Source organism: Streptomyces sp. NPDC032161 (assembly GCF_040636995.1).
In the GTDB taxonomy this organism is placed as follows: domain Bacteria; phylum Actinomycetota; class Actinomycetes; order Streptomycetales; family Streptomycetaceae; genus Streptomyces.
Genome location: NZ_JBEZVN010000008.1, coordinates 166,430 through 187,561, shown reverse-complemented (window position 1 = coordinate 187,561; position 21,132 = coordinate 166,430). Strand labels below are relative to the sequence as shown.

At 71.3% G+C, this 21,132-nt stretch carries 18 protein-coding genes and 1 tRNA gene; 10 read left to right on the top strand and 9 right to left on the bottom strand.

Annotated elements, in window-relative coordinates; translation table 11 throughout:
- Nucleotides 1–119: 119 nt before the first annotated feature.
- Entirely contained in the window at nt 120–920 is an 801-nt protein-coding gene (locus AB0E67_RS19035) for a hypothetical protein (protein ID WP_362027911.1), read from the bottom strand.
- A 370-nt stretch (nt 921–1,290) separates the two neighbouring features.
- Between AB0E67_RS19035 and AB0E67_RS19030 the strand changes: the two genes are divergently transcribed.
- The gene (locus tag AB0E67_RS19030) at nt 1,291–1,920 is read left to right on the top strand and encodes an ATP-binding protein (protein ID WP_362027908.1); all 630 of its coding nucleotides are present in this window, start codon (nt 1,291–1,293) and stop codon (nt 1,918–1,920) included.
- A 74-nt stretch (nt 1,921–1,994) separates the two neighbouring features.
- Here AB0E67_RS19030 and AB0E67_RS19025 read toward each other — a convergent pair whose 3' ends face one another.
- Nucleotides 1,995–3,476, bottom strand: a complete 1,482-nt coding sequence (locus AB0E67_RS19025; RefSeq protein ID WP_362027905.1) for an aminopeptidase P family protein — start codon at nt 3,474–3,476, stop codon at nt 1,995–1,997.
- Nucleotides 3,477–3,715: 239 nt separating this feature from the next.
- Nucleotides 3,716–5,086: a PP2C family protein-serine/threonine phosphatase gene (locus AB0E67_RS19020; protein WP_362027902.1), complete on the bottom strand. Its 1,371-nt coding sequence runs from the start codon at nt 5,084–5,086 to the stop codon at nt 3,716–3,718.
- A gap of 638 nt (nt 5,087–5,724) precedes the next feature.
- Between AB0E67_RS19020 and AB0E67_RS19015 the strand changes: the two genes are divergently transcribed.
- Nucleotides 5,725–6,486, top strand: coding sequence for a bifunctional DNA primase/polymerase (locus AB0E67_RS19015; RefSeq protein ID WP_362027899.1), 762 nt, complete (start codon nt 5,725–5,727; stop codon nt 6,484–6,486).
- A gap of 1,122 nt (nt 6,487–7,608) precedes the next feature.
- On the opposite strand, the gene AB0E67_RS19010 is transcribed toward AB0E67_RS19015, so the two are convergent.
- The 3 genes from AB0E67_RS19010 to AB0E67_RS19000 form a co-directional block, all read right to left on the bottom strand.
- The gene (locus AB0E67_RS19010; protein ID WP_362027896.1) at nt 7,609–8,574 is read right to left on the bottom strand and encodes a DUF5926 family protein; all 966 of its coding nucleotides are present in this window, start codon (nt 8,572–8,574) and stop codon (nt 7,609–7,611) included.
- A 292-nt stretch (nt 8,575–8,866) separates the two neighbouring features.
- Complete coding sequence (locus AB0E67_RS19005) at nt 8,867–9,625, bottom strand: ATP-binding protein (RefSeq protein ID WP_362027893.1); 759 nt, start codon at nt 9,623–9,625, stop codon at nt 8,867–8,869.
- Nucleotides 9,626–9,678: 53 nt separating this feature from the next.
- On the bottom strand, nt 9,679–10,512 hold the full coding sequence (locus tag AB0E67_RS19000; protein WP_362027890.1) for a glycerophosphodiester phosphodiesterase: 834 nt from the start codon (nt 10,510–10,512) through the stop codon (nt 9,679–9,681).
- Nucleotides 10,513–10,768: 256 nt separating this feature from the next.
- Between AB0E67_RS19000 and AB0E67_RS18995 the strand changes: the two genes are divergently transcribed.
- On the top strand, nt 10,769–12,214 hold the full coding sequence (locus AB0E67_RS18995) for a trypsin-like peptidase domain-containing protein (RefSeq protein ID WP_362027887.1): 1,446 nt from the start codon (nt 10,769–10,771) through the stop codon (nt 12,212–12,214).
- 50 nt (nt 12,215–12,264) lie between these two features.
- Nucleotides 12,265–12,349: transfer RNA gene (locus AB0E67_RS18990), tRNA-Ser, on the top strand.
- A gap of 190 nt (nt 12,350–12,539) precedes the next feature.
- Here AB0E67_RS18990 and AB0E67_RS18985 read toward each other — a convergent pair.
- From AB0E67_RS18985 to AB0E67_RS18975, 3 genes are all read right to left on the bottom strand, one after another.
- Nucleotides 12,540–13,073, bottom strand: coding sequence for an NUDIX hydrolase (locus AB0E67_RS18985; RefSeq protein ID WP_362027884.1), 534 nt, complete (start codon nt 13,071–13,073; stop codon nt 12,540–12,542).
- A 130-nt stretch (nt 13,074–13,203) separates the two neighbouring features.
- Nucleotides 13,204–13,569, bottom strand: coding sequence for a hypothetical protein (locus AB0E67_RS18980; RefSeq protein ID WP_362027881.1), 366 nt, complete (start codon nt 13,567–13,569; stop codon nt 13,204–13,206).
- Nucleotides 13,566–14,123 carry a DUF6232 family protein gene (locus AB0E67_RS18975; protein WP_362027878.1) on the bottom strand — a complete coding sequence of 186 codons (558 nt, stop codon included), beginning with the start codon at nt 14,121–14,123 and terminating at the stop codon, nt 13,566–13,568. The genes AB0E67_RS18980 and AB0E67_RS18975 overlap by 4 nt, the downstream gene beginning before the upstream one ends.
- Nucleotides 14,124–14,679: 556 nt before the next feature.
- Here AB0E67_RS18975 and AB0E67_RS18970 point away from each other — a divergent pair.
- The 6 genes from AB0E67_RS18970 to AB0E67_RS18945 all read left to right on the top strand — a co-directional run bounded on the left by AB0E67_RS18970 (nt 14,680) and on the right by AB0E67_RS18945 (nt 21,062).
- Complete coding sequence (locus AB0E67_RS18970) at nt 14,680–15,855, top strand: acyl-CoA dehydrogenase family protein (RefSeq protein WP_362027876.1); 1,176 nt, start codon at nt 14,680–14,682, stop codon at nt 15,853–15,855.
- The gene (locus tag AB0E67_RS18965) at nt 15,852–16,997 is read left to right on the top strand and encodes an OB-fold domain-containing protein (RefSeq protein WP_362027873.1); all 1,146 of its coding nucleotides are present in this window, start codon (nt 15,852–15,854) and stop codon (nt 16,995–16,997) included. Before AB0E67_RS18970 ends, AB0E67_RS18965 begins: the two co-directional genes overlap by 4 nt.
- A 1-nt stretch (nt 16,998) precedes the next feature.
- Entirely contained in the window at nt 16,999–18,210 is a 1,212-nt protein-coding gene (locus AB0E67_RS18960) for an acyl-CoA dehydrogenase family protein (protein ID WP_362027870.1), read from the top strand.
- Between the two features lie 158 nt (nt 18,211–18,368).
- On the top strand, nt 18,369–18,806 hold the full coding sequence (locus tag AB0E67_RS18955; RefSeq protein ID WP_362027969.1) for a MaoC family dehydratase: 438 nt from the start codon (nt 18,369–18,371) through the stop codon (nt 18,804–18,806).
- The gene (locus AB0E67_RS18950) at nt 18,803–19,969 is read left to right on the top strand and encodes a lipid-transfer protein (protein ID WP_362027867.1); all 1,167 of its coding nucleotides are present in this window, start codon (nt 18,803–18,805) and stop codon (nt 19,967–19,969) included. The genes AB0E67_RS18955 and AB0E67_RS18950 overlap by 4 nt, the downstream gene beginning before the upstream one ends.
- 469 nt (nt 19,970–20,438) lie before the next feature.
- Nucleotides 20,439–21,062 (top strand): SigE family RNA polymerase sigma factor, encoded by a 624-nt coding sequence (locus tag AB0E67_RS18945; RefSeq protein ID WP_362027864.1) that lies wholly within the window; start codon nt 20,439–20,441, stop codon nt 21,060–21,062.
- Nucleotides 21,063–21,132 lie beyond the last annotated feature (70 nt).

Genomic DNA, 21,132 nt, shown 5'->3' with positions numbered 1-21,132 from the left:
GGCGATAAGGAACCGGGGGTCCGTATGCCGGGCGTGCGTGCGTCGAGTGGCCGGGACGGCCCGGTGACCCAGGGGGCGAGCGGGGCCGCGTGGCTGGGTGGCCGGCCGGGGGTGTCGCGTCAGGCTGCGAGTGCGTACGCGGGTGGCGGCCCGCGCCTGATCACCATGTGCTGCAACGTGTCCCCGACGGCGGGGAGCGGAGTGTCGTCCTCGGTACGGGGGGCGCGCGGCCCGGACGTCGGGGAGCCGGGCAGTCCGGCGCGCAGGGCGGCCACGAGCGCGAGCGCCGCGCGCAGGGCGCGCAGCCGGGCCCCGGCCGCGACCTGCTGCGCGCCGTGTGCGGAGAGCCGGGCCAGCCCGGACAGCGCGATCTCGCCGCGCCGCAGCAGCCAGCCGGTCGCCACGGCAGCCAGCAGATGGCCGAGCAGCATGGGCAGACCGGGCAGCAGCCCGACGAGCCCGTCCTGGTGCGAGCCGAGCTCGGGGGCAAGGTGCTGGTGCCCGACGGTCACCGACGCCGGGTCGATGCCCGCGGTGGTGACGATGCGGCGGGCTTCGGCGGCGTTCAGCCGGGCCGGCCCCGCGCCGCACACGATGTTCGCCGCGAACCGGATCAGCGAGTCGTCCCCGGCCGAGGCGACCGGATGCGCGGCGGGCGCGCCCACGCTGAAGAGGGAATGCAGGGCGATCTGCCCGCCGGCCAGCGCGGCGGCGATGGTCGGCAGCGAGCGCTCGCGCCCGGCGAGCGGCGCGACCACCGCGAAGATTCCCAGGAAACCGGCGAGCAGCGTCCACCAGGGGACGGTGGCGCAGGATGCCAGGGCATGTCCTGCCGCGGACAGCGCGACGCAGACCGCGGTGAACACCGTGGCCCTGAGGAGCCGTACACCGGCCCCGGCGCGTGCGACAGGAATGGACATGGCGGGGCCCATCATCGCACCGCGCCCCGCGTCCGGGAACGGCAGGTCCGGAACAGCACCGGCCGTCCGATACGTGCGACGGACCCCGCCGCGCCCGGCTTCGAGCGACCGGCCGGAAGCGGGCCGGGCCATGGAGCGGCCCAACGTCCCGGGTCCGGCGGCGGACCCGGCAGGGGAACGCGTGGCCGCGGCGTCGGCGCGTGGCGGCGGTACCAACGGCCGGTCCTCCGGGGCCGGTTCGGCATACACGGGTGGGTGGAGTGCTGGTATCCGCCGAATGAGCGGTCTCACATCCGGGATGCGCTTACGAACGGTTCGGCAGGGCAATACGTACCGGTGGTATGTCGAGCCGCAGCCAGGAGGCTGGAGCATGAGCATCTGGTGGTCCCTCCATCTGCGGCGCGAGGCTGCGAGCGTTCCGCTCGCCCGCCGCTTCCTGCTGGGCACGATGGAGACGGCGGGCGTGGATCCGGAGATCTCCTTCGACCTGTCGGTCGCGCTCACCGAGGCGTGTGCGAACGCCGTCGAGCACGGTGGCGACCACCGTCCCCGGGAAGGCCGGCCCCCGTACGAGCGGTGGGAACGGGAACAGCACGCTCCGGGGGGAGAAGAGGACGAACGCGCAGAGCGCGGAGAACGGCGGGAGGAACAGCGCGAGGGGCGGGACGCGCGCCGGGGCCCGTGGGACCCGAGGGACGAGCGGCCCGGGGAGGCTCCCGGTCAGTACCGGGTCACCGCGTATCTGGACGGCGAGAAGTGCCGTATCGAGGTCACCGACTCGGGACCCGGCTTCCCCTCCCGCCGCACGCTGCGGTCGTCGGGGCAGCAGTACGGGGGCCGGCCGTACCCCTCGCTCAGCGCCGAGGACGGCCGGGGGCTCTGTCTGATCGAGCAGCTTGCCGACCACGTCCACTTCGGCAACCGCCCCGGCCGCGGGGCCGTGGTGAGCTTCGACAAGGTCCTCAAATGGCGGGAGGGCGCCCTGCTCATGGTGTCCTGAGCGGGGCGGCCCTCCAGCACGCGGACGTCAGTCCTCGAAGCGGGACATCGGCCCTCGGCCCCTGAGGCGGGGCGTCAGCCCTTGAGGCGGGCCATCCACGTCTCGACCTCGTCGGACCGGCGCGGCAGCTTGTCGGAGAGGTTCCGGTTGCCGTCCTCGGTGACGAGGATGTCGTCCTCGATGCGGACGCCGATGCCCCGGTACTCCTCGGGGACGGTCAGGTCGTCGGCCTGGAAGTACAGGCCGGGCTCGACCGTGAGGCACATGCCCGCCTCCAGCGTCCCGTTCACGTACGTCTCGGTGCGCGCGGCGGCGCAGTCGTGGACGTCCATGCCGAGCATGTGACCGGTGCCGTGCAGGGTCCAGCGGCGCTGGAGGCCCAGCTCCAGCACCTTGTCAGCGGTCAGGTCGCCCAGCAGGCCCCACTCGACGAGCTTCTCGGTGAGCACGCGCTGCGCGGCGTCGTGGAAGTCGCGGTACGCGGCCCCCGGCTTGACGGCCGCGATGCCCGCCTCCTGGGCCTCGTACACCGCGTCGTAGATCTTCCGCTGGAGCGGCGTGAACGTGCCGTTGATCGGGAGGGTGCGGGTCACATCGGCGGTGTAGAGGTCGTTGGTCTCCACCCCGGCGTCGAGGAGCAGCAGCTCACCGGAGCGCACCGGACCGTCGTTGCGCACCCAGTGCAGGGTGGTCGCGTGGGGACCGGCCGCGCAGATCGAGCCGTAGCCGATGTCGTTGCCCTCGACGCGGGCGCGCAGGAAGAACGTTCCCTCGATGTACCGCTCGCTGGTCGCCTCGGCCTTGTCGAGGACCTTCACGACGTCCTCGAAGCCGCGCGCGGTGGCGTCGCAGGCCCTCTGCAGCTCGGCGATCTCGAAGGTGTCCTTGATCAGCCGGGCCTCGGAGAGGTAGACGCGCAGTTCCTCGTCGCGCTCCGCGGTGACCTTGTCGGTCAGGGCGGCCTCGATGCCGGCGTCGTGGCCGCGTACGGCACGGACCGGTCCGGTGGCCTCGGCGAGCGCGGCCGTGAGTTCGCGGACGTCCTTCGCCGGGATGCCCAGCAGCTGCTCGGCCTCGGCGAGGGAGTGGCGGCGGCCGACCCACAGCTCGCCCTGGCCGTCGAGCCAGAACTCGCCGTTCTCGCGGTTGGAGCGCGGCAGCAGGTGGATGGTCGCCTCGTGGCCGTCCTCGGTCGGCTCCAGGACGAGGACACCGTCCTGCGTCTGGTCACCGGTGAGGTACGCGTACTCGGTGGAGGCGCGGAAGGAGTACTCGGTGTCGTTGGAGCGGGTCTTCAGGTTGCCTGCGGGGATGACCAGCCGCTCACCCGGGAAGCGCGCGGAGAGCGCGGCGCGGCGGGCGGCGGTGTGCGCGGCCTGGGGGATCGGTTCGAGGCCGTGCAGCTCGGTGTCGGCCCAGCCGGACTTCATGTTCGCGGCGAGCTCGTCGGAGACGCCCGGGTACAGACCGTTCTTCCGCTGCTCGATCGTTTCCTCTGCTTCGGTCTCCGGGTTCTCCGGGGTCTCCGGGTTCTCCTGGGTGAGCTCCTCAGCCACGACTTGTCTCTCCTTGATACGACATTGGACCCCGTCCATCGTACGGGCGTACGGATACGGGGCGCAGGGCCGGAGGGCCTGTTACACAGCCTGACCGGACCGTATACGTCCCGTGCGCGTCCGCCCAGCCGCATACGTGTCCCGAGCCGTGTACGTCCTGCATGCCCCCGTCGCGGCGTATGCGTTCCGGACGCGTCCGGAACGGTACGGCTCGGCCGGAACGCCGGGGTCCGTCCGGCTTAGTCGAAGCGTGCGGCGAGGACCACGACGTCCTCCGAGCCGCCGCCCTGGTCGAGTCCGTCCGGCAGCATGGTGCGCAGGACGTGGTCGGCGACGGCCGAGGCGTCGTCGCGCAGCGCCTTCGGCACGCGCGCCGCCGCCGAGTGCAGCCGGGCGAACGCCCGGTCCGTCGAGTCGCCGGTGCGGCGCAGCAGTCCGTCGGTGTAGAGGAGCACGGTCTCGCCCGGCGCCGGGGCGATCTCCACGCTGGGCGCCTCCCAGCAGGCGAGCATGCCCAGCGGTGCGGAGACCGAGGTCTCGACGAACTCGGTGTGCCCGTCGCCGATCAGGAGCGGCGGGGTGTGGCCCGCACCGGCCAGCAGGATCTTGCGGCAGGAGGGTTCGCAGTAGGCGAAGAGGGCGGTCGCGGAGCGGGCGGGTTCGGTGAGCCGCAGCAGCAGTTCCAGGTCGGAGAGCACGGCGACCGGATCCTCGCCCTCCATGACGGCGTACGCCCGCAGTCCGGCGCGCAGCCGCCCCATGGCGGCCAGGGCGCTCGGTCCGGAGCCGTCCACCGAGCCCACGGCGAGTCCGAGGGCGCCCTCCGGCAGCGCCAGCGCGTCGTACCAGTCGCCGCCGCCCTCCGGCGCCGCGCGGTGACGGGCCGCCAGTTGTACGCCGGTGACCCTGGGCAGGCGGGTGGGCAGCAGTTCCTCCGCCACGGTGGCGACATCGGCCCTGGCGCGTTCCAGTTCCAGCAGCCTGGCGAGGTGTTCACCGGCGTATCCGGCGTAGAGGGTGACGAGATGGCGCTGGCGTTCCAGCGGTTCGGCCGGTTCGTCGTACAGCCAGACGGCGGCGCCGAGCCTGCCGGTCGCCTCGGCGACGATCGGCACGGCGTAACTGGCGGCGTATCCGAGCCGGGCGGCCACCTCGCGGCGCCGGGGGTCCAGGGTGGTGTCGCCGAGCAGATCGGGGGTGGTCCGCGTTCCTTCGGCGTCGGGGGCCCCTTCCAGGATCCGGCCGTAGGAGGTGGCGCTGCGCGGCACGGTCTCGATGTGCCCGAGTTCGGCGTGGGCGAGGCCCAGACCGACGGTGCTGACCGGGCCGCGGTGGTCGGACGGTTCGAAGACGACCAGACCGCGGCGGGCGCCGACCAGAGCGGCGCCGGCGTCCAGGAGTTCGCGCAGGGCGTCGTCGAGCGTGCTGGTCCTGGCCAGTCGTTCGGTGAGTTCGTGCAGCGTGGTGAGGTCGGAGACCCAGCCGGCCAGCCGGTCCTGGACGAATGCTCCGGGGGCGGCCGGTACTCCGGAGAGAGAACCGGCAGTGTGCGTTGAAACAGGAACCATGGGATCGATTCCAGCCACTTTCGGCAGGTGCGGGGCGCTCATGGCAGAAGGCTTTCCCACCGGTGCGCTTCTTGGAATAGCATCGCAAACCCCCATGTCATTCTGCGCCGCTATCAGTGCATCTACAGGTACACGTAGCATCCACATGTACACGCACAAGTAAGGCGATGTCCAGCATTGTCCCTACGGGTTTTGTGGTGTCCGGCCAACTGTTAAGTTGGCTGAAAAATGCACCTGGTGGCGGCTAATTGCGGTCGACTGAGGGTGCTCGACGGGGGGTGTTCTCGGGGTGAAGTCCCGGGGGAAGTCCCGTAGGGAGCGTCATTTCGGGCATGCTGGGTACGTAATCGTTGATGGTCAGGGGCAGTTCCGATCGCCCCGGGAACCCGGCAGCCGACCCGGACGTCCTCTCTTGTGACGGCCACGCCCCCACCCCCGAGTGGCGGGGTTTGCACCATGGGACGACACGCGCGATGTGCATGCGCTTCTCCTCGCCATGTTTGTGTCCGGCTCGTCTCACCCCCCTTGCTCGACCTGGCTCAGCGCACGCTCGGTACGACGAACCACCCGTACGACACGTCGGACGGGCGTGCACGCACGGCGAAGTGATGCACACGCGATGTGAGGCACGCGTGGTGTGATGTGGACCCTCGGCGTTCAACGGAAAGGAACGAGCGCTCATGCGCGAGATCCTCGGAAGGCGACGCAGGCTCCGGCGCAGGGCAAGGCCCGCCCAGCTCGACGCGGTCCTGATCTGTGCCACCGCGTGGCAGTGGCCCGTGCTCCCCGGAGTGGGAACGGCGGCGGGCGACGGACGCGGTGGCCGTGACGGCCGTGACCGTGGGTGCGCCTGCCCCGATCCCGAGTGCGCCGTACCCGGCGCGCACCCCTTCGACCCCGGTCTTCTGGCGGCGACCACCGACGAGCGCATGGTGCGTTGGTGGTGGACCAACCGGCCCACCGCGCCGATCGTGCTGGCCACCGGTGGCCGTGCCCCCTGCGCGCTGAGCCTGCCCGCCGTGGCCGCCGCGCGGGCGCTGGTCGAACTGGACCGGATGGGCACCCGGCTCGGCCCCGTGGTGGCGACGCCGACCCGGTGGTCGCTGCTGGTCGCCCCGTACACCCTCGAACGGCTCGGTGAGTTGCTGTACGTCCAGGACCGGGTGCCCAGTTCGCTGCGCTTCCACGGCGAGGGCGGCTATCTGGTCCTTCCGCCGTCGGCGACGGGGACGGGACAGGTGCGCTGGGAACGGCCTCCCGCCCCCGGCCCTCTGCCGGGTACGAACGGACGCCGCTCCGGCCGCGAAGCCGGGACCGGGGGCAGCAGCGGAGACGCGACCGGAGCCGCGGTGCCGTGGCTGCCGGATGTGGAGACGGTGCTCGACGCGCTGGTCGAGGCGAGCAACGGTGCCCCCGACGGAGGCAGTCGACTCGCGTACTGACGGCTCGCGCGCTGACGACTCGTGTACTGACGAGCCGGCGGGCCGGCGGGACGACGGCATCCGGTGCTTCGCATGCCTCCGGATCCGGCGTGTTCGGGCCCTGGGCATCGCGCCTTCACTGTGTGGGGCAGGGCCCCGGGGTCTCGGTGCTTCCAGGGTCCGGGTCCGGCCTCGTGGTGTGCGGGCTCCGCGTGTGCCTGCCTCGCGTGGGCCGGGGCGGGATGAGGCGGGGCCTCGGTGCTCGGGAAGTGGTCACCGGCAGTGGGCGGGCGCATTCCGTGATGCCGGCGTGGAATCGTCTCCGGTGTCTGCGCCGAACTTCTCGAAATTCGGGTGAAATTCGGCCGAAGTTCGCATGCCGCGACCTATCGCCTCATTGTTCGTCATTGCCCTCTTCGTCGTCCCTGGTGTCGCCCGTCGCCTTCGTTCTCCCTCGGCGTCTTCATCGACCACCGGTGTTCGCCCCGTGCGATTCCCGACGATGATCTCCGGTTGATCGGCACGAGAATCCCCGGACCTCCGTGTCCCGGTGATGTCTCATGCCGGTTCCGTGCCCGCTCGTGCAAAGTCTGCCGCTGCAAAGTGCGGAGAGAGTTGGTTTTCTGACGGGTCTTCCGTGGCTATTTCGCGGAAATTCGAAGGCTTATTCGATTGGCCTCGTAAGGGGCGCGTAAAGGGATCCGGGATCCTTCTCTGTCCGAGAGTGACCGCCTCGGCCAAGGACGCGGCGGGCCCGGGGTGGAGGAGCGGGGTCGCCCGGGTGCGGCAGGTCAAAACGGGCTCTGTCGTGGCGGGTTGGCGACGATGTGCGGTGGTGGGAAGCCCGGACCGGGTGTGGGCGGAGAGTCCGACGGGCGGGCGGCGAACGGCGGGCGCGCTGCGGGGCCGTACTGATGGCGGGTCGTGCGCGGGCTCATGCGCCGGGCGTGCGCTGTGCGCCGCACCAGGAAATGAGGATGCCCGATCGCTGGCGACGGGGGATGCACCAGCGACCGGGCTTCTAGAACCGTAACAAGAGATCTGCCGTTCGCAAATTCGATCTCGCGTATTCGGACAGGGATTTACCTGCCGGTACGGGTGGTTGTGACGCGAGTCACCGAGCCCGCTCGGCGGTCGTCACTGTCAGCTGAGCGTCACTTGGCGGTTGGTGAGCCCGCCGCGGGCCCGGCGCTCCTCGGCGGTGAGCGGCGCGTCCGACACGAGCGCGTCGGCCAGCCGCTCCGCGAACTCCGCCGCAGGCTTCTCGCACTCCGCCGCGCCCATCGCGCTCGGCAGATCCCAGACCGGGACCATCAGCCCGTGCGCCCGGAAGGAACCGACCAGCCGGGTCCCCTCGCCCAACGAAGAGGCGCCGGCGGCGTGCAGCCGGGCGAGCGCGTCGAGAAGCTGCTCCTCGGGGTGCGGCATGACCCAGCGCAGGTGGTTCTTCTCCGGGGTCTCGCACCAGTACGCGGCGTCCACGCCGGAGAGCCGCGCCGTGGGGATCGCCGCCTCGTTCGCGCGCTCCAGGGAGGCGGACACCTCCGGCGCGGCGTTCTCCGCGTCCGGAACCCAGAACTCGAAACCCGGGTGGACGGCGGGCTCGAAGGCCGCGTCGGGGTCGAGCATGTCCTGAAGCCGCGGTCCGTCGGCCGGGGCGCGCCGCGCGGTCACGGGCGAGCCGGGCTCGGCGGCGAGCGCCTGTCGGAGTGTGTCCGCGAGGTCGCGGCTGAGGTCGCCCGACGGGGTGTCGTTCTGCAGCCCCAGCAGGACCGAGCCGTCGTCGCGGCGGAGGGCCGGCCACGCCATCGGCAGGACGGTCGCGAGGGTCACGGAGGGTACGCCGTCGGGGAGCCCGCCATTGAGCGTCAGCTCGACCGTGGCGGCCGGCACCAGTTCGCGCAGCGCGACCCAGTCGCACTCACCGGCCAGGCCCTCGAAGGGGCGGTGGACCAGTTCGGCCACGGCCTGGGCGGCGGCGCGGCCGTGGCACGCCTTGTAGCGTCGGCCCGAACCGCACGGGCAGGGCTCACGAGCCCCGACCACCGGGATCTCGCCGTCCTTGAGTTGCTGCTTCCCGGCCTTGGTCTGGGGGCGCTTCTTGGCCATGGTGGGCTTTCTCCCGGTTGCGACAGTGCGGTCTGGGCCGCGAGCCTAGCGGCCCGCGTCACGTCCGGAACACACGCGCCCGCGTACCAGCCCCGTGTACCTCGTCCGTGCCCCGTCCCACGTACCCGGTCCGGACCTGTTCCCACGTACCCGGTCCGTGCCCGCACGTCGAACCAGGGGGGCGGTCCGGGCGTGCCCGCGATGCCGCGGCCGGGCCCGAGGTCCGCCGCCCGGTGAGCCTCGTCGCTGTCGGGCTCCGGCTCCGCCCGTAGCCCGTACGTTGGCGCGGACCTCAGCCGACGTCGTCGAGGGACCCCGCGAACCCCAGCCGGTCCAGCGCGGCCGGACTCGACATGCCCGTTGCGCGGCGGATGCCCGACACTCTCGACGAACCCGAGGTGCCCGGGGCTCCGGATGCCCGCCCGTGCCCCTTGCTCCCGCGCCCTTCGGCACCGTGCGCTTCGTTCCCGTTCGCCTTCGCGTTCCCGCTCGGGTGCTCGTCGTCCCGGCGTCTCTCATCGTGGTGTCCCTCGTGGACGAGGACCCAGACGGTGACCTCGCCCGAGGAGTCGTCGCGTACGCCCCACTCCTCGGCGAGCGCGCTGATGATGTTGAGACCGCGACCGCCGCGCGCCGTCACCGACGGCGTGGCCGGGACCGGTCGGGTCGGGCCGCCGCCGTCCGTCACCTCGACGGTCAGTCCTCCCCTTCTGTCCACGCGCCAGGCGGCGCGGATGTCGCCCTCGCCCACATCCGTGTGCCGGCCCAGCGGCCTGCCGTGCCGGCAGGCGTTGCTGAGCAGTTCGGAAAGAATCAACACGGCATCGTCGACGACCGAATCCGGCATCCCGTGGCTGCGCAACTGCTCGCGCATCCGGTGCCGCGCCTGCCCCACGCCCGCAGGGCCATGGGGTACGGCCATGCTCGACGACGCGGGCACTTCCTGTGCCACCACCAACGCCACCCCCGAGACCTCCTTTGCCCCACGCCACGAAGTGGATGCCCCCCTGGGCTGGACCGGAAACCGACCGTTCGCCCACCGGTGACGCACTCATGACGATCGAGTACGGTTCGAATGCGCCGTTGCACTCCCTGTAACGGATGTTAAAGGCGTCCCAGTTGTGACAGAACCTGTTTGGGGCGATTCGTGATGATTGCGTCCACACCGAGGTTGACGCAGAGTTCGACGTCCTCCGGCTCGTCGACCGTCCAGACGTGGACGCGGTGGCCCGCGCGGTGCAGGCGCTCGACGTAGCCGGGGTGACTGCGGACGATCCGCATCCCGGGCCCGGCGATCCGGGCCCCGGCGGGCAGCCGTCCGTCGCGCAGGCGTGGCGAGAAGAACTGCATCAGGTAGACGGTGGGCAGGGTGGGCGAGGCGGCCTGGACGCGGTGCAGGGAGCGCGCCGAGAAGCTCATGATCCGTACCGGCGGGGGCCCGTCGGCCGGTGGGACGTCGAGCGCGAAACGCTTCAGCAGATGCAGCAGCCGCTCTTCGACCTGGCCCGCCCAGCGGGTGGGGTGCTTGGTCTCGATGGCGAGCTGCACCGGGCGTCCGGCTGCCCGTGTCTCGGCGACCAGTTCGAGCAGTCGTTCCAGGGTGAGCACCGAAGTGAGTTCTCCCGGCACCGGGTCCCAGTCCGGGGACTCCGAGTCCTCGCGGTCCTTCCAGGAGCCGAAGTCGAGGGCGGCGAGCGCGGACAGCTCCAGGGCGGAGACCGCGCCGCGTCCGTTGGACGTGCGATTCACCCGACGGTCGTGCACACACACGAGATGCCCGTCGGCGGTCAGCCGTACATCGCACTCCAGTGCGTCGGCGCCGTCCTCGATCGCCTTCCGGTACGCGGCCAGGGTGTGCTCGGGGGCGTCGTCGGACGCGCCCCGGTGGGCGATGACCTGGATGGAAGGGTGCGTGGAGGGCTGCCGTGCTTGCGTCACTGCGTCATCGTGTCACCGAGAGCGGGTGCTGTGTACAGCTTGTGTCCGAGGCGTCCGCGCGACGCGCGGCGCGCACGCCGGGTGGTGCGTCGCGCGGACCACAAGTGCGCGTCCTTTTTGTCGGATGTAAGGATGGGTCCGAGGATGCACAGGTCCTGCTTACAGTGGCCTGACGGGTCTTGGGAAAGGCTGTCCCAGGACACGTACACAGCGGATCTCTTGCCGACAATCGTGTGGAATCGAGGAGTAAAGAGCTGTGAGCACAGAGAACGAGGGCAGCGAGGGCACTGCGGGCGAGGCCGTTCCGCCGGTTCCGTCCGTACCTCCCGTGCCGCCGGCCGACGCTCCCCAGGGGCCTTCCGCTTCCACGCCCGCTCCGGGGCAGCCGCAGGCGCCGGAGGGCGAGGCCGCGACCACTTCCACGGGCCCCGTTCCGGCCTCGACTCCTCCCGGCTTCCAGTCGGCCGCCGAGGCGAACTGGCCCCCGCCGCCCCCTCCCGCCGCGCCCACGTACGCGCACCACGGTGCCGACGGCGGGGCGCCGGTCTGGGGCGCCCCGGACCAGTTCCCCGACCAGAAAGGCCCGCGGAAGCGGGGAATGGGCGGGTTGGTGGCCGCGGTGGCGGCGGCAGCGCTGATCGCGGGCGGCATCGGCGGCGCCTTCGGCTACTGGGCGGCCGACCGGAACAGCGCGTCCAGCGGTTCGACCACGGTCTCGGCCGACGCGCAGGGCTTCAAGCGCGACCCCGGCACGGTCGCGGGCGTGGCCGCCAGAGCACTGCCCAGCGTGGTCACCATCGACGCGCAGGGCGGTGACGGCGAGGGCGGTACGGGCACCGGCTTCGTGTACGACAAGCAGGGCCACATCCTCACCAACAACCACGTGGTGGCCTCCGCGGCGGACAGTGGCCAGCTCACCGCCACGTTCTCCAATGGCAAGAAGTACGACGCCGAGGTGGTCGGCCGGGCGCAGGGCTACGACGTCGCGGTGCTGAAGCTGAAGAACCCGCCGTCGGGGCTCGCCCCGCTGCCCCTCGGCAACTCGGACCATGTCGCGGTCGGCGATTCGACGATCGCGATCGGTGCCCCGTTCGGGCTGTCCAACACGGTGACCACGGGGATCATCAGCGCCAAGAACCGCCCGGTCGCCTCCGGGGACGGGGCCGGCGGCAACAACTCGTACATGAGCGCCCTGCAGACCGACGCGTCGATCAACCCGGGCAACTCCGGCGGCCCGCTGCTCGACGCGCGCGGCGCGGTCATCGGCATCAACTCGGCCATCCAGTCGACCGGCAGCGGCCTCGGCCAGACCCAGGCCGGTTCCATCGGTCTCGGCTTCGCGATCCCGATCAACCAGGCGACGAACGTCGCCCAGCAGCTGATCAAGACGGGTCGGCCCGTCTACCCGGTGATCGGCGCCACGGTCAGGATGGACGAGAGGTCCGGCGGCGCGGTCATCTCCGACCGGGGCGCGGGCGCCGACGCGGACGCCGTGGTGCAGGGCGGACCCGCGGACAAGGCCGGTCTCCGGGCGGGCGATGTGATCACGAAGTTCGGCGACACCGCGATCGACAGCGGCCCGAGCCTGATCGGCGAGATCTGGACGCACGAGCCCGGCGACCGCGTGACGCTGACCTATCAGCGCGACGGTAGGACGGCCACGACCGAAGTCACCCTGGGGGAGCGCAAGGGCGACAGCTGACCGGCTAGGCTGTCCTCGCGTCAACGCCGGTCCGTGAACCGGTGGCGCGGGGTGGGTTGCCCGAGCGGCCTAAGGGAACGGTCTTGAAAACCGTCGTGGCGCGAGTCACCGTGGGTTCAAATCCCACACCCACCGCACGCAGGTCGGCGTAGCCGCTGATCGGAAGGGGTGCCCCGGTCCGGGGCGCCCCTTCGTCGTGTGGTCCGTCTTTCTGCTGTGGCCGCGGGCACCGCCGGTGCGGCGGTCCCGGGCCAGGTGACTCCGGCCCGGCCCGGCCCGGGGCGCGGCGGCCCATGGTCGTGGCGTCGGCGTCGGATGCCGGTGGTCAGCGGATCGACTCGTCCATGAGCAGGTAGAGCAGGCCGACGAGGGAGCCGCTGCTGACGATCTCGCGGCGGTCGATCATGCTGCGGATGTCGGCGAGCGGGATCCACTCGATCCGGTCGGATTCGTTCTTCTCGGTCGGCGGGCCCACGTACGTCGCTCCGTCGGCCCGGAAGAGGTGGTGCTGGGAGTCGGTGATGCCGTTGGCCGGTTCGGCGTAGATCAGCGGTTTCACGGGGCCGGGGCGGTAGCCGGTCTCCTCCAGGACCTCGCGGGCCGCCGCGTCGGCCGGGGTCTCGTCCTCCTCGACCAGGCCCATGGGCAGTTCCCACGCCCAGGTGTCCGTGATGAAGCGGTGCCGCCACATCATCAGGACCTCGCGCCGTTCGTTGACCACCGCGGCGACGGCCAGGTGGCGCAGCTTGACGACGTGGTGTTCCCAGCGGCTTCCGTCCGGTGTCTCGATGTCGGTGAGCCACAGGTTCACCCACTCGTTCTCGTAGATCGGACGTTCCCCGTGGATCTTCCACTGCATCGCTGCGGCCCCTCTCGATCGGCACCCAGCATCGCAGAGCAACCATGGAGAGGTGCCGGGTTACGGGATTTCGTCATGTCAGAGGGGGTCGGAGGACCGGAGGGCCGGTAGGGCGGCTCGTGGCGACGCCCTACCGGATTCCCAGCAGCCCCAGGATCTTGTCGACCGCGTCGGCGACCGGCTGGCCGAGCGCTCCGACGGTCGAGGCGATGGTGGCCACGGCGATCAGGGCACGGTGCCGTTCCTGCGGGGCGCTCGTGGCGGAGGTGATCGCGGGCAGCGAGTCGTCGATGACCCGCGCGCTCGCGGGCGCCAACTCACCGCGCAACTCCCGCAGGAGCCGAACCAGTTCGCCGATCGCCTCCGGCAGGGCCGGGGCCTGCTGCTTGACGATGCCCGTGTTGCCCGTACCGCCGTACATGTTGACGTTGTCGCCGTTGATGTTGTTGCCGTGGTGGATGTTGTCGCCGTAGTGGTAGGAACTCCCGTTGCTCACTTGCTCACCCCCGTGTTGAACAATCCTCCGTACATGTTCACGTTGTCACCGAAGTGGTAGTTCTTCGGATTGACCAGCACCCGCTCCACACGCACTTGGAACTCGGCCTCCGGATTCTCTATGGCGTCGACGAGGTGGTGGACCAGTCTGCGGAGCCGGTTCGGGTCGGGGAGGGTGACCAGCGCGTTGGAGCCACTGGCGGTCTCGATGGCCAGCACGTACTCGGACTGCGCCGCCAGATCCTTCACCAGGCGCACGACCAGGCCGATCGCGATCCCTATGGCGAGGACCCACAGCACGTCGGCCGATTCGTTCGTTTCCTCGTAGCCGGACGACCCGTTCTCGTTGGCCAGTTGGAGCAGGACGAAGGCCACGAACGTGGCCGCGAGCCATTTCAGGAAGCTCAGGAACGCTTCCATGCGCTTGGGCCGGAGTTCGAAGGTGTGGACCCGGGTGATGTTGTGTACCGGATAGGCCGCCTCTCCCACCCACAGGAGCCGTTTGCCCACCCTCAGGTCGACGCCGCTCGCGGGCGGGGGTGGGGCCGGTGGCATGGGTGGTGGTGGCGGCGTGGGCGGTGGGGTTCCCGAAGTCCCTGTGTTGTCCATGAGCTCCCCGAGTCTGCTGGTCTTCCGAGTGGGCCGGGTTTCCGTGGGTGCGTGGGTGCCTGAGTGCGTGTGTGGCTGAGTTTCTTGTGCGTGTGGGGCTTCTGGTGTGTTGCTCACCGCGCCCGTACGCGCGCGGCGGGCGCGTCCTCGTACGCGGCTCCGCGCCCGCGCGGGAACTCATAGGTACGCGCTTTGCGTGTGCGGCGAGAGACCAAAAACAGCCAATCTCGGTGCGCGTGCTGCCGAGGCGGCGGCGGTGGGGGGTGCGATCCGGGCGTCGTCCGCCTTGACAGCCCTCACGCATCTGACGGACAGTCAGAAACCGAGCTCGCGAACACAGACGTGGACTCGGACCCCAGACCCCGGATCTGAACCCGAACCCGAACGCGGACCCCGGACCTCGGACCTCGGACCTCGGACCTCGGACCTCGGACCTCGGACCCGAGTCTGTGCACCCGTACCCGAACCCGATCCGTACGCCCGTGCCAGGGAGGCAGCCGTCGTGCACCTCGCCCCGACGGAGCGGCAGCGGCAGTTGCGCGCCGAACTCCGTGCCTATTTCGCCACGTTGATGCCGCGCGAGGGCGCCTCGACGGGGCCCGGCGTCGACGACCCCGGCGAACAGCGGCGGTTGTTGCGGCGGATCGGCGCGGACGGCATGCTCGGGCTGGGCTGGCCCGTCGAGTACGGCGGCCAGGGGCGCGGCCCCGACGAGCAGTTCGTCTTCTTCGACGAGGCCTACCGGGCGGCGGCGCCCGTCTCGATGGTCACCCTCAACACCGTCGGCCCGACGCTGATGAAGTACGGCACCGAGGAGCAGAAGGCGTACTTCCTGCCCCGGATCCTCAGCGGCGAGCTCGTCTTCGCCATCGGCTACAGCGAGCCGGAGGCCGGTACGGATCTCGCGGCCCTGCGTACCAGGGCCGTACGGGACGGCGACTCCTGGGTGATCGACGGGCAGAAGATCTTCACCAGCAACGCGCAGAACGCGGACTGGATCTGGCTGGCCTGCCGTACCGATCCGGAGGCGCCGAAGCACCGGGGCATCTCGATCATACTGGTGCCGACGGACGCCCCGGGCTTCTCCTGGACGCCGATCGAGACCGTGGGCGGGCTGACCACGACGGCCACCTACTACGACGGGATACGGGTGCCCGCGGGGCATCTGGTCGGTGCGGAGAACGGCGGCTGGGGACTGATCACCAACCAGCTGAACCACGAACGGGTGGCCCTCGCCGCGATCGGGATGCAGGCCGAGGACTTCTACGACGCGGCCCTCGCCCTCGCCCGCACCCCCGATCCGGTCACGGGCCGGCGCCCGGCCGACGAGCCGTGGGTGCGGGCCCGCCTGGCCGAGGCGTACGCGCGGCTGGCGGCGACCCGGCTGCTCAACTGGCGGCTGGTGGGGGATGTCGGCGCGGGTTCGCTGGCGCCCGGTGAGGCGAGCGGCGTGAAGTTCGCGGGCACCGAGAGCGCCGTCGAGGTGTACCGGATCTGCCAGGAGGTCGTCGGGGAGGCCGGCACCCTGCGGGGCGGGTCGCCCGGCTGCCTCGGGGACGGGGAACTGGAGCGGATGAACAGGGCCGCGCAGATCAACACCTTCGGGGGCGGGGTGAGCGAGGTTCAGCGGGAGATCGTCGCGACCATGCGGCTCGGCATGAAGAGGGGCAAGCGGTGACCCGTACGCGGCAGGAGAAGCAGCGGCCGGAGAAAGAGGACGCGCTGTACACGCGGCTCAAGGAGTACGAGGGGCGACCCGCCGCGACCGCGGGCATCGGCAAGGATCCGGTCAACGAACCGATGATCAGGCACTGGTGCGAGGCGATGGGCGACACCAACCCCGCCTACACCGGCCCGGAGGCGATCGCCCCGCCGACCATGCTCCAGGCGTGGACGATGGGCGGCCTGTCGGGGCACACCAGCCGTTCCACGGCGTACGAGGAACTGCTCGGCCTGCTCGACGGCGCGGGGTACACCTCTGTGGTCGCGACCGATTGCGAGCAGGAGTATCTGCGACCGCTCCGGCCCGGCGAGCGGATCACCTTCGACGCGCTGATCGAGTCGGTCTCGGAACGGAAGACGACCCGATTGGGGACGGGCCACTTCGTGACGACGCGGATGGACGTACGCGTACGGGGGGAGCTGGCCGGGACGCACCGGTTCCGGATCCTGAAGTACGCACCGGCGGCGGTGGGGCGGCCCACGGCGGAGCAGCGGACGGGTGAACGGGACCCCGGGGAACGGGGGCGTAAGGAGCGGGGGCGTAAGGAACGGAAGCGGGCGGAACGGGAGCTGCCGCGAAAGCAGGAGCAGGAGCAGGAGCAGGAGCAGGTTCAGGAACGGGAGCAGGCACGGGATCAGGGGCCGGAGCGAGTGGGCGGGGCGGGGGCGGACCTCGGTGGCCGGCGTCCGCGTCCGAGGCCGGTGATCAACCGTGACAACGCCGGGTTCTGGCAGGGCGTCGCCGAGCACAAGCTGCTGATCCAGCGGTGCGCCGGGTGCCGGAAGCCGCGCTTCCCCTGGCTGCCCGGCTGCAACGCCTGCGGCTGCCAGGAATGGGACACGATCGAGGCGACCGGCGAGGGCACCGTCTTCAGCCATGTGGTGATGCACCACCCGCCCTTCCCCGCCTTCAGTGCCTCCGGGGAGGGCGGGCCGTACGCGGTGGCGCTGATCGAACTCGCGGAGGGGGTGCGGATGGTCGGCAACGTGGTCGGCGTGCCGTACGACAAGCTACGGATCGGAATGCCGGTTCGGCTCGAATTCCTCCGTACGGACCCCGAGTTGGTGCTCCCGGTCTTTCGCGGGGGTGAGGGCTGACATGGACTTCACCCCCACGGAGGAGCAGACGGCGGCGCAGGGGCTGGCGGCGCGGATCTTCCGGGACCTGTCGACGCACGAACGCCTGGTCGCGGCCGGTACGGGCACCGACACCGAGCTGTGGAAGGAACTGTGCGCGGCCGGACTGACCGCGGCGGTGGAGGAGATCGGGCTGCTGGGCCTGGTGCTCCTGCTGGAGGAACAGGGCCGGGTGACGGCTCAGGTGCCGTTCGCGTCGAGCTGTGTGTACGGGCTGCTCGCCGTCGCCGAGCGCGGCACGGACGAACAGCGGGAGCGGCTGTTGCCCGCACTGCGGGACGGTACGGAGGTCGCGGCCGGGGCGTTCCCCGCGCGCGGCGGGATCCGGGCGGACGGCGAGGGCCGGCTGAGCGGCTCGGTGCCGTACGTGCCGTGGCTGCGGGACGCGTCCCTGGTCCTGGTCGCGGACGCGGAGCGCCGGCTGTGGATCGTAAGGACCGACGGGCCGGGTGTGGCGACGGAGCCCGTGGAGACCACGGCGCCGTGGTCGCCGGCTCGACTCGTCCTGGACGGGGCGCCCGGGGAGCGACTTGGTGGCGCGGGGGCGCACGAGGAAGGACGGGCGGAAGCGACCCCGGCGTACGAGGAAGGGCGGCGGCCGTACGAGGGTGCGCGGGCGCGTGAGGATGCGCGGGCGCGTGAGGATGCGCGGGCGCGTGAGGACATGAGGGCGCGTGCGGATGCGTGGGCGTACGAGAAGGTCCTGGCCGTGAGCCGGATCGCGTTCGCCGGGCTGCAGGCCGGCGTGTGCGCCGGTTCGCTGGCCCTGGCCGTCGCCCACACGAACACCCGCGAGCAGTTCGGGCGCCCGCTCTCCACCAAGCAGGCGGTGCTGATGCGTGCCGCCGACGCCCATATGGACACCGAGGCGATACGGGTCACGGCGTACGAGGCCGCGTGGCGCCGTGATACGGGCCTGCCGTACCGGCGTCAGGCGCTCACCGCAGCGTGGTGGGCGTCGGAGGCGGGCAAACGGGTGGTGCACGCCGGACAGCATCTGCACGGCGGGACGGGGGCCGATCTCGACCATCCCGTGCACCGGCACTTCCTCTGGGGCCGGCAGCTCGACGCCCATCTGGGCTGCGGCAGCGAGGTGCTTCAGGAACTCGGTGAACTGCTGGCGTCGGCGGAGGAACCGGTACGCGCGGCGGCGACGGAGGAGGGGGCGGAGTGAGAGGCGGCGAACGGATGAAAGCCGGTGAGGGGACGAAGGCCGGTGAGGGGACGAAGGCCGGTGGAGAGCCGAGGGCCGGTGGAGAGACGGAGGCGAGCGAAGGGATGAAGACGGGCGGAGGGACCAAGGACGGTGAAGCGGTGAAGGCCGGGGGAGGGATGAAGGCCGGTGACGTACTGGAGCCGCTGGAGATCGAGGTGACCCGCACCCTGATCGTGGCGGGTGCCATCGCTTCTCGCGACTACCAGGACGTGCACCACGACGCGGAGCTCGCCCGGGAGAAGGGGGCCCCGGACATCTTCATGAACATCTTGACGACCAACGGCCTGGTCGGCAGGTACGTCACCGATCGCCTCGGCCCGTCCACCGTGCTGCGCAAGGTCGCCATCAGGCTGGGCGCGCCCAACTACCCCGGGGACACCATGGTGCTCGGTGGCACGGTCACCGCGGTCGGTGACGACGGGACGGCCGAGGTGTCGATCGTCGGGACCAACGCCCTCGGCAGACACGTCACCGGAACCGTGGCCGTGACCGTCGGCGGGGCGCGGACCCCGGCCACAGGGGGTCTCCCTCCGGCACCGGAGGGGGCGGCATGAGTCTGCGGAGGGCCGACTCGCTCGGGGGCAGGGCGGCGATCGTGGGCATCGGGGCGACCGAGTTCTCCAAGAACTCCGGGCGCAGCGAACTCAAGCTGGCCGTCGAGGCGGTGCGGTCCGCGCTCGACGACGCCGGACTGACGCCCGCCGATGTGGACGGCCTGGTCACCTTCACCATGGACACCAGCCCGGAGATCACCGTCGCCCAGGCGGCCGGGATCGGTGAGCTGTCCTTCTTCTCCCGCGTGCACTACGGGGGCGGGGCCGCCTGTGCCACCGTCCAGCAGGCGGCGATGGCCGTGGCGAGCGGGGTGGCCGAGGTCGTGGTCTGCTACCGGGCGTTCAACGAGCGCTCGGGGCGCAGGTTCGGTTCCGGGGTGCAGCACCGCGAGCCCACCGCGGAGGGCGCCGCGCTCGGCTGGAACCTCCCGTTCGGGTTGCTCACGCCCGCCTCCTGGGTCGCCATGGCCGCCCAGCGCTATCTGCACGCCTACGGGCTGACGCCGGACGTCTTCGGCCATGTCGCGGTCACCGACCGGCGCCATGCCGCCCGCAACCCGGCCGCGTACTTCTACGGAAAGCCGATCACCCTGGCCGACCACGCCGCGTCGCGCTGGATCGTCGAACCCCTGCGGCTGCTCGACTGCTGTCAGGAGACCGACGGCGGGCAGGCGATCGTGGTCACCAGCGCGGAGCGCGCCCGGGACCTGCCCCGGCCCCCTGCCCTGATCGCCGCCGCGGCCCAGGGGGCGGGCCGGGCACAGGAGCAGATGACCAGCTTCTACCGCGACGACCTGACCGGGCTGCCCGAGACGGCGGTGGTCGCCCGGCAGCTCTGGCGGAACTCCGGGCTCTCCCCGGCCGACATCGACGTGGGCATCCTCTACGACCACTTCACGCCGCTCGTGCTGATGCAGCTGGAGGAGTTCGGGTTCTGCGGACCGGGCGAGGCCGCCGACTTCGTCGCCGCCGACTCACTGCCGCTGAACACGCACGGCGGGCAGCTCGGGGAGGCGTATCTGCACGGGATGAACGGCATCGCCGAGGCGGTCCGCCAGGTCCGCGGCTCGTCGGTGAACCAGGTCCCCGGCGCGGCCACCGCCCTGGTCACGGCAGGCACCGGTGTACCCACCTCGGGACTCGTCCTGAGCGCCGACGGATGAGCCCCGAGGAGCCACGACCGCCGGGCGGGTCACCGGCCGAACCTTCGAGCAGACCTTCGAGCGGCCCACGCGACGGACCACAAGACGGACCACTGGGCGGGCTCGGCAGGACCGCGTTCGCCCGTCCGGCGACTCGTGTCCGTACGACCGTGCATGGCCGGTCGGCGACTCGTGTCCGTACGACCGTGCATGGCCGGTCGGCGACTCGTGTCCGTACGACCGTGCATGGGCGTCCGGCGACTCGTGCCCGTACGAACGCGTACGCCCGGTCGGCGACTCGTGCCCGTATGACCTCATGCGTCCGGTTGATCATTCGCACCCTGTCGAGGCCGTCGGCGACCCTGAGCCCCCGTGACTTCCGCTCCACCTACAGGAGGTGGAGCAGACCCCACCCCTACACCCTGAGGGGGACGCCCTTTCGGGACCTGGGGCCGATCCCCGGAACGGCGCCCGCTTCTAGCGTGGAGCCATGACCACGTCAGTCCGCACGGGCACCTCCGGGGGTACCGCCGCCACGGGACACGTCCCGCACGGCTCATGCGCGGCGTACACGTCGCGCGCCGCGCACGCACCACACGCCTCGCGGGCCCAGTACGCGCCGTATCCGTCGTTCTCCTCGTTCGTACGGGCGCGGGGGCCCGTACTGCTGCGCGCCGCCCGCTCGCTCACCGCGAACCCGAGCGACGCCGAGGATCTGTTGCAGACCGCGCTCACCAAGACCTATGTCGCGTGGGAGCGGATCGAGGACCACCGGGCGCTCGACGGCTACGTCCGTCGGGCCCTTCTCAACACTCGTACTTCGCAGTGGCGCAAGCGCAAGGTCGAGGAGTTCGCCTGCGACGAGCTGCCCGAGCAGGAGGCCCCGGGCGCCCCCGACCCGGCGGAGCATCAGACGCTGCACGACGCGATGTGGCGCGCCGTGCTGAAGCTCCCGGACCGGCAGCGGGCCATGGTCGTCCTGCGGTACTACGAGGACCTGAGCGAGGCCCAGACGGCCGAGGTGCTCGGCGTGTCCGTCGGCACGGTGAAGAGCGCGGTGTCACGGGCGCTCGGCAAGCTCAGGGAGGACCCGGAGCTGACACCGGTCCGGTGAGTCCGGTCCGCCGGCCCCGGTCCGGCGACTGAGGTCCGCCGACCCCGGTCCGATGAGTCCGGTCCGTCCG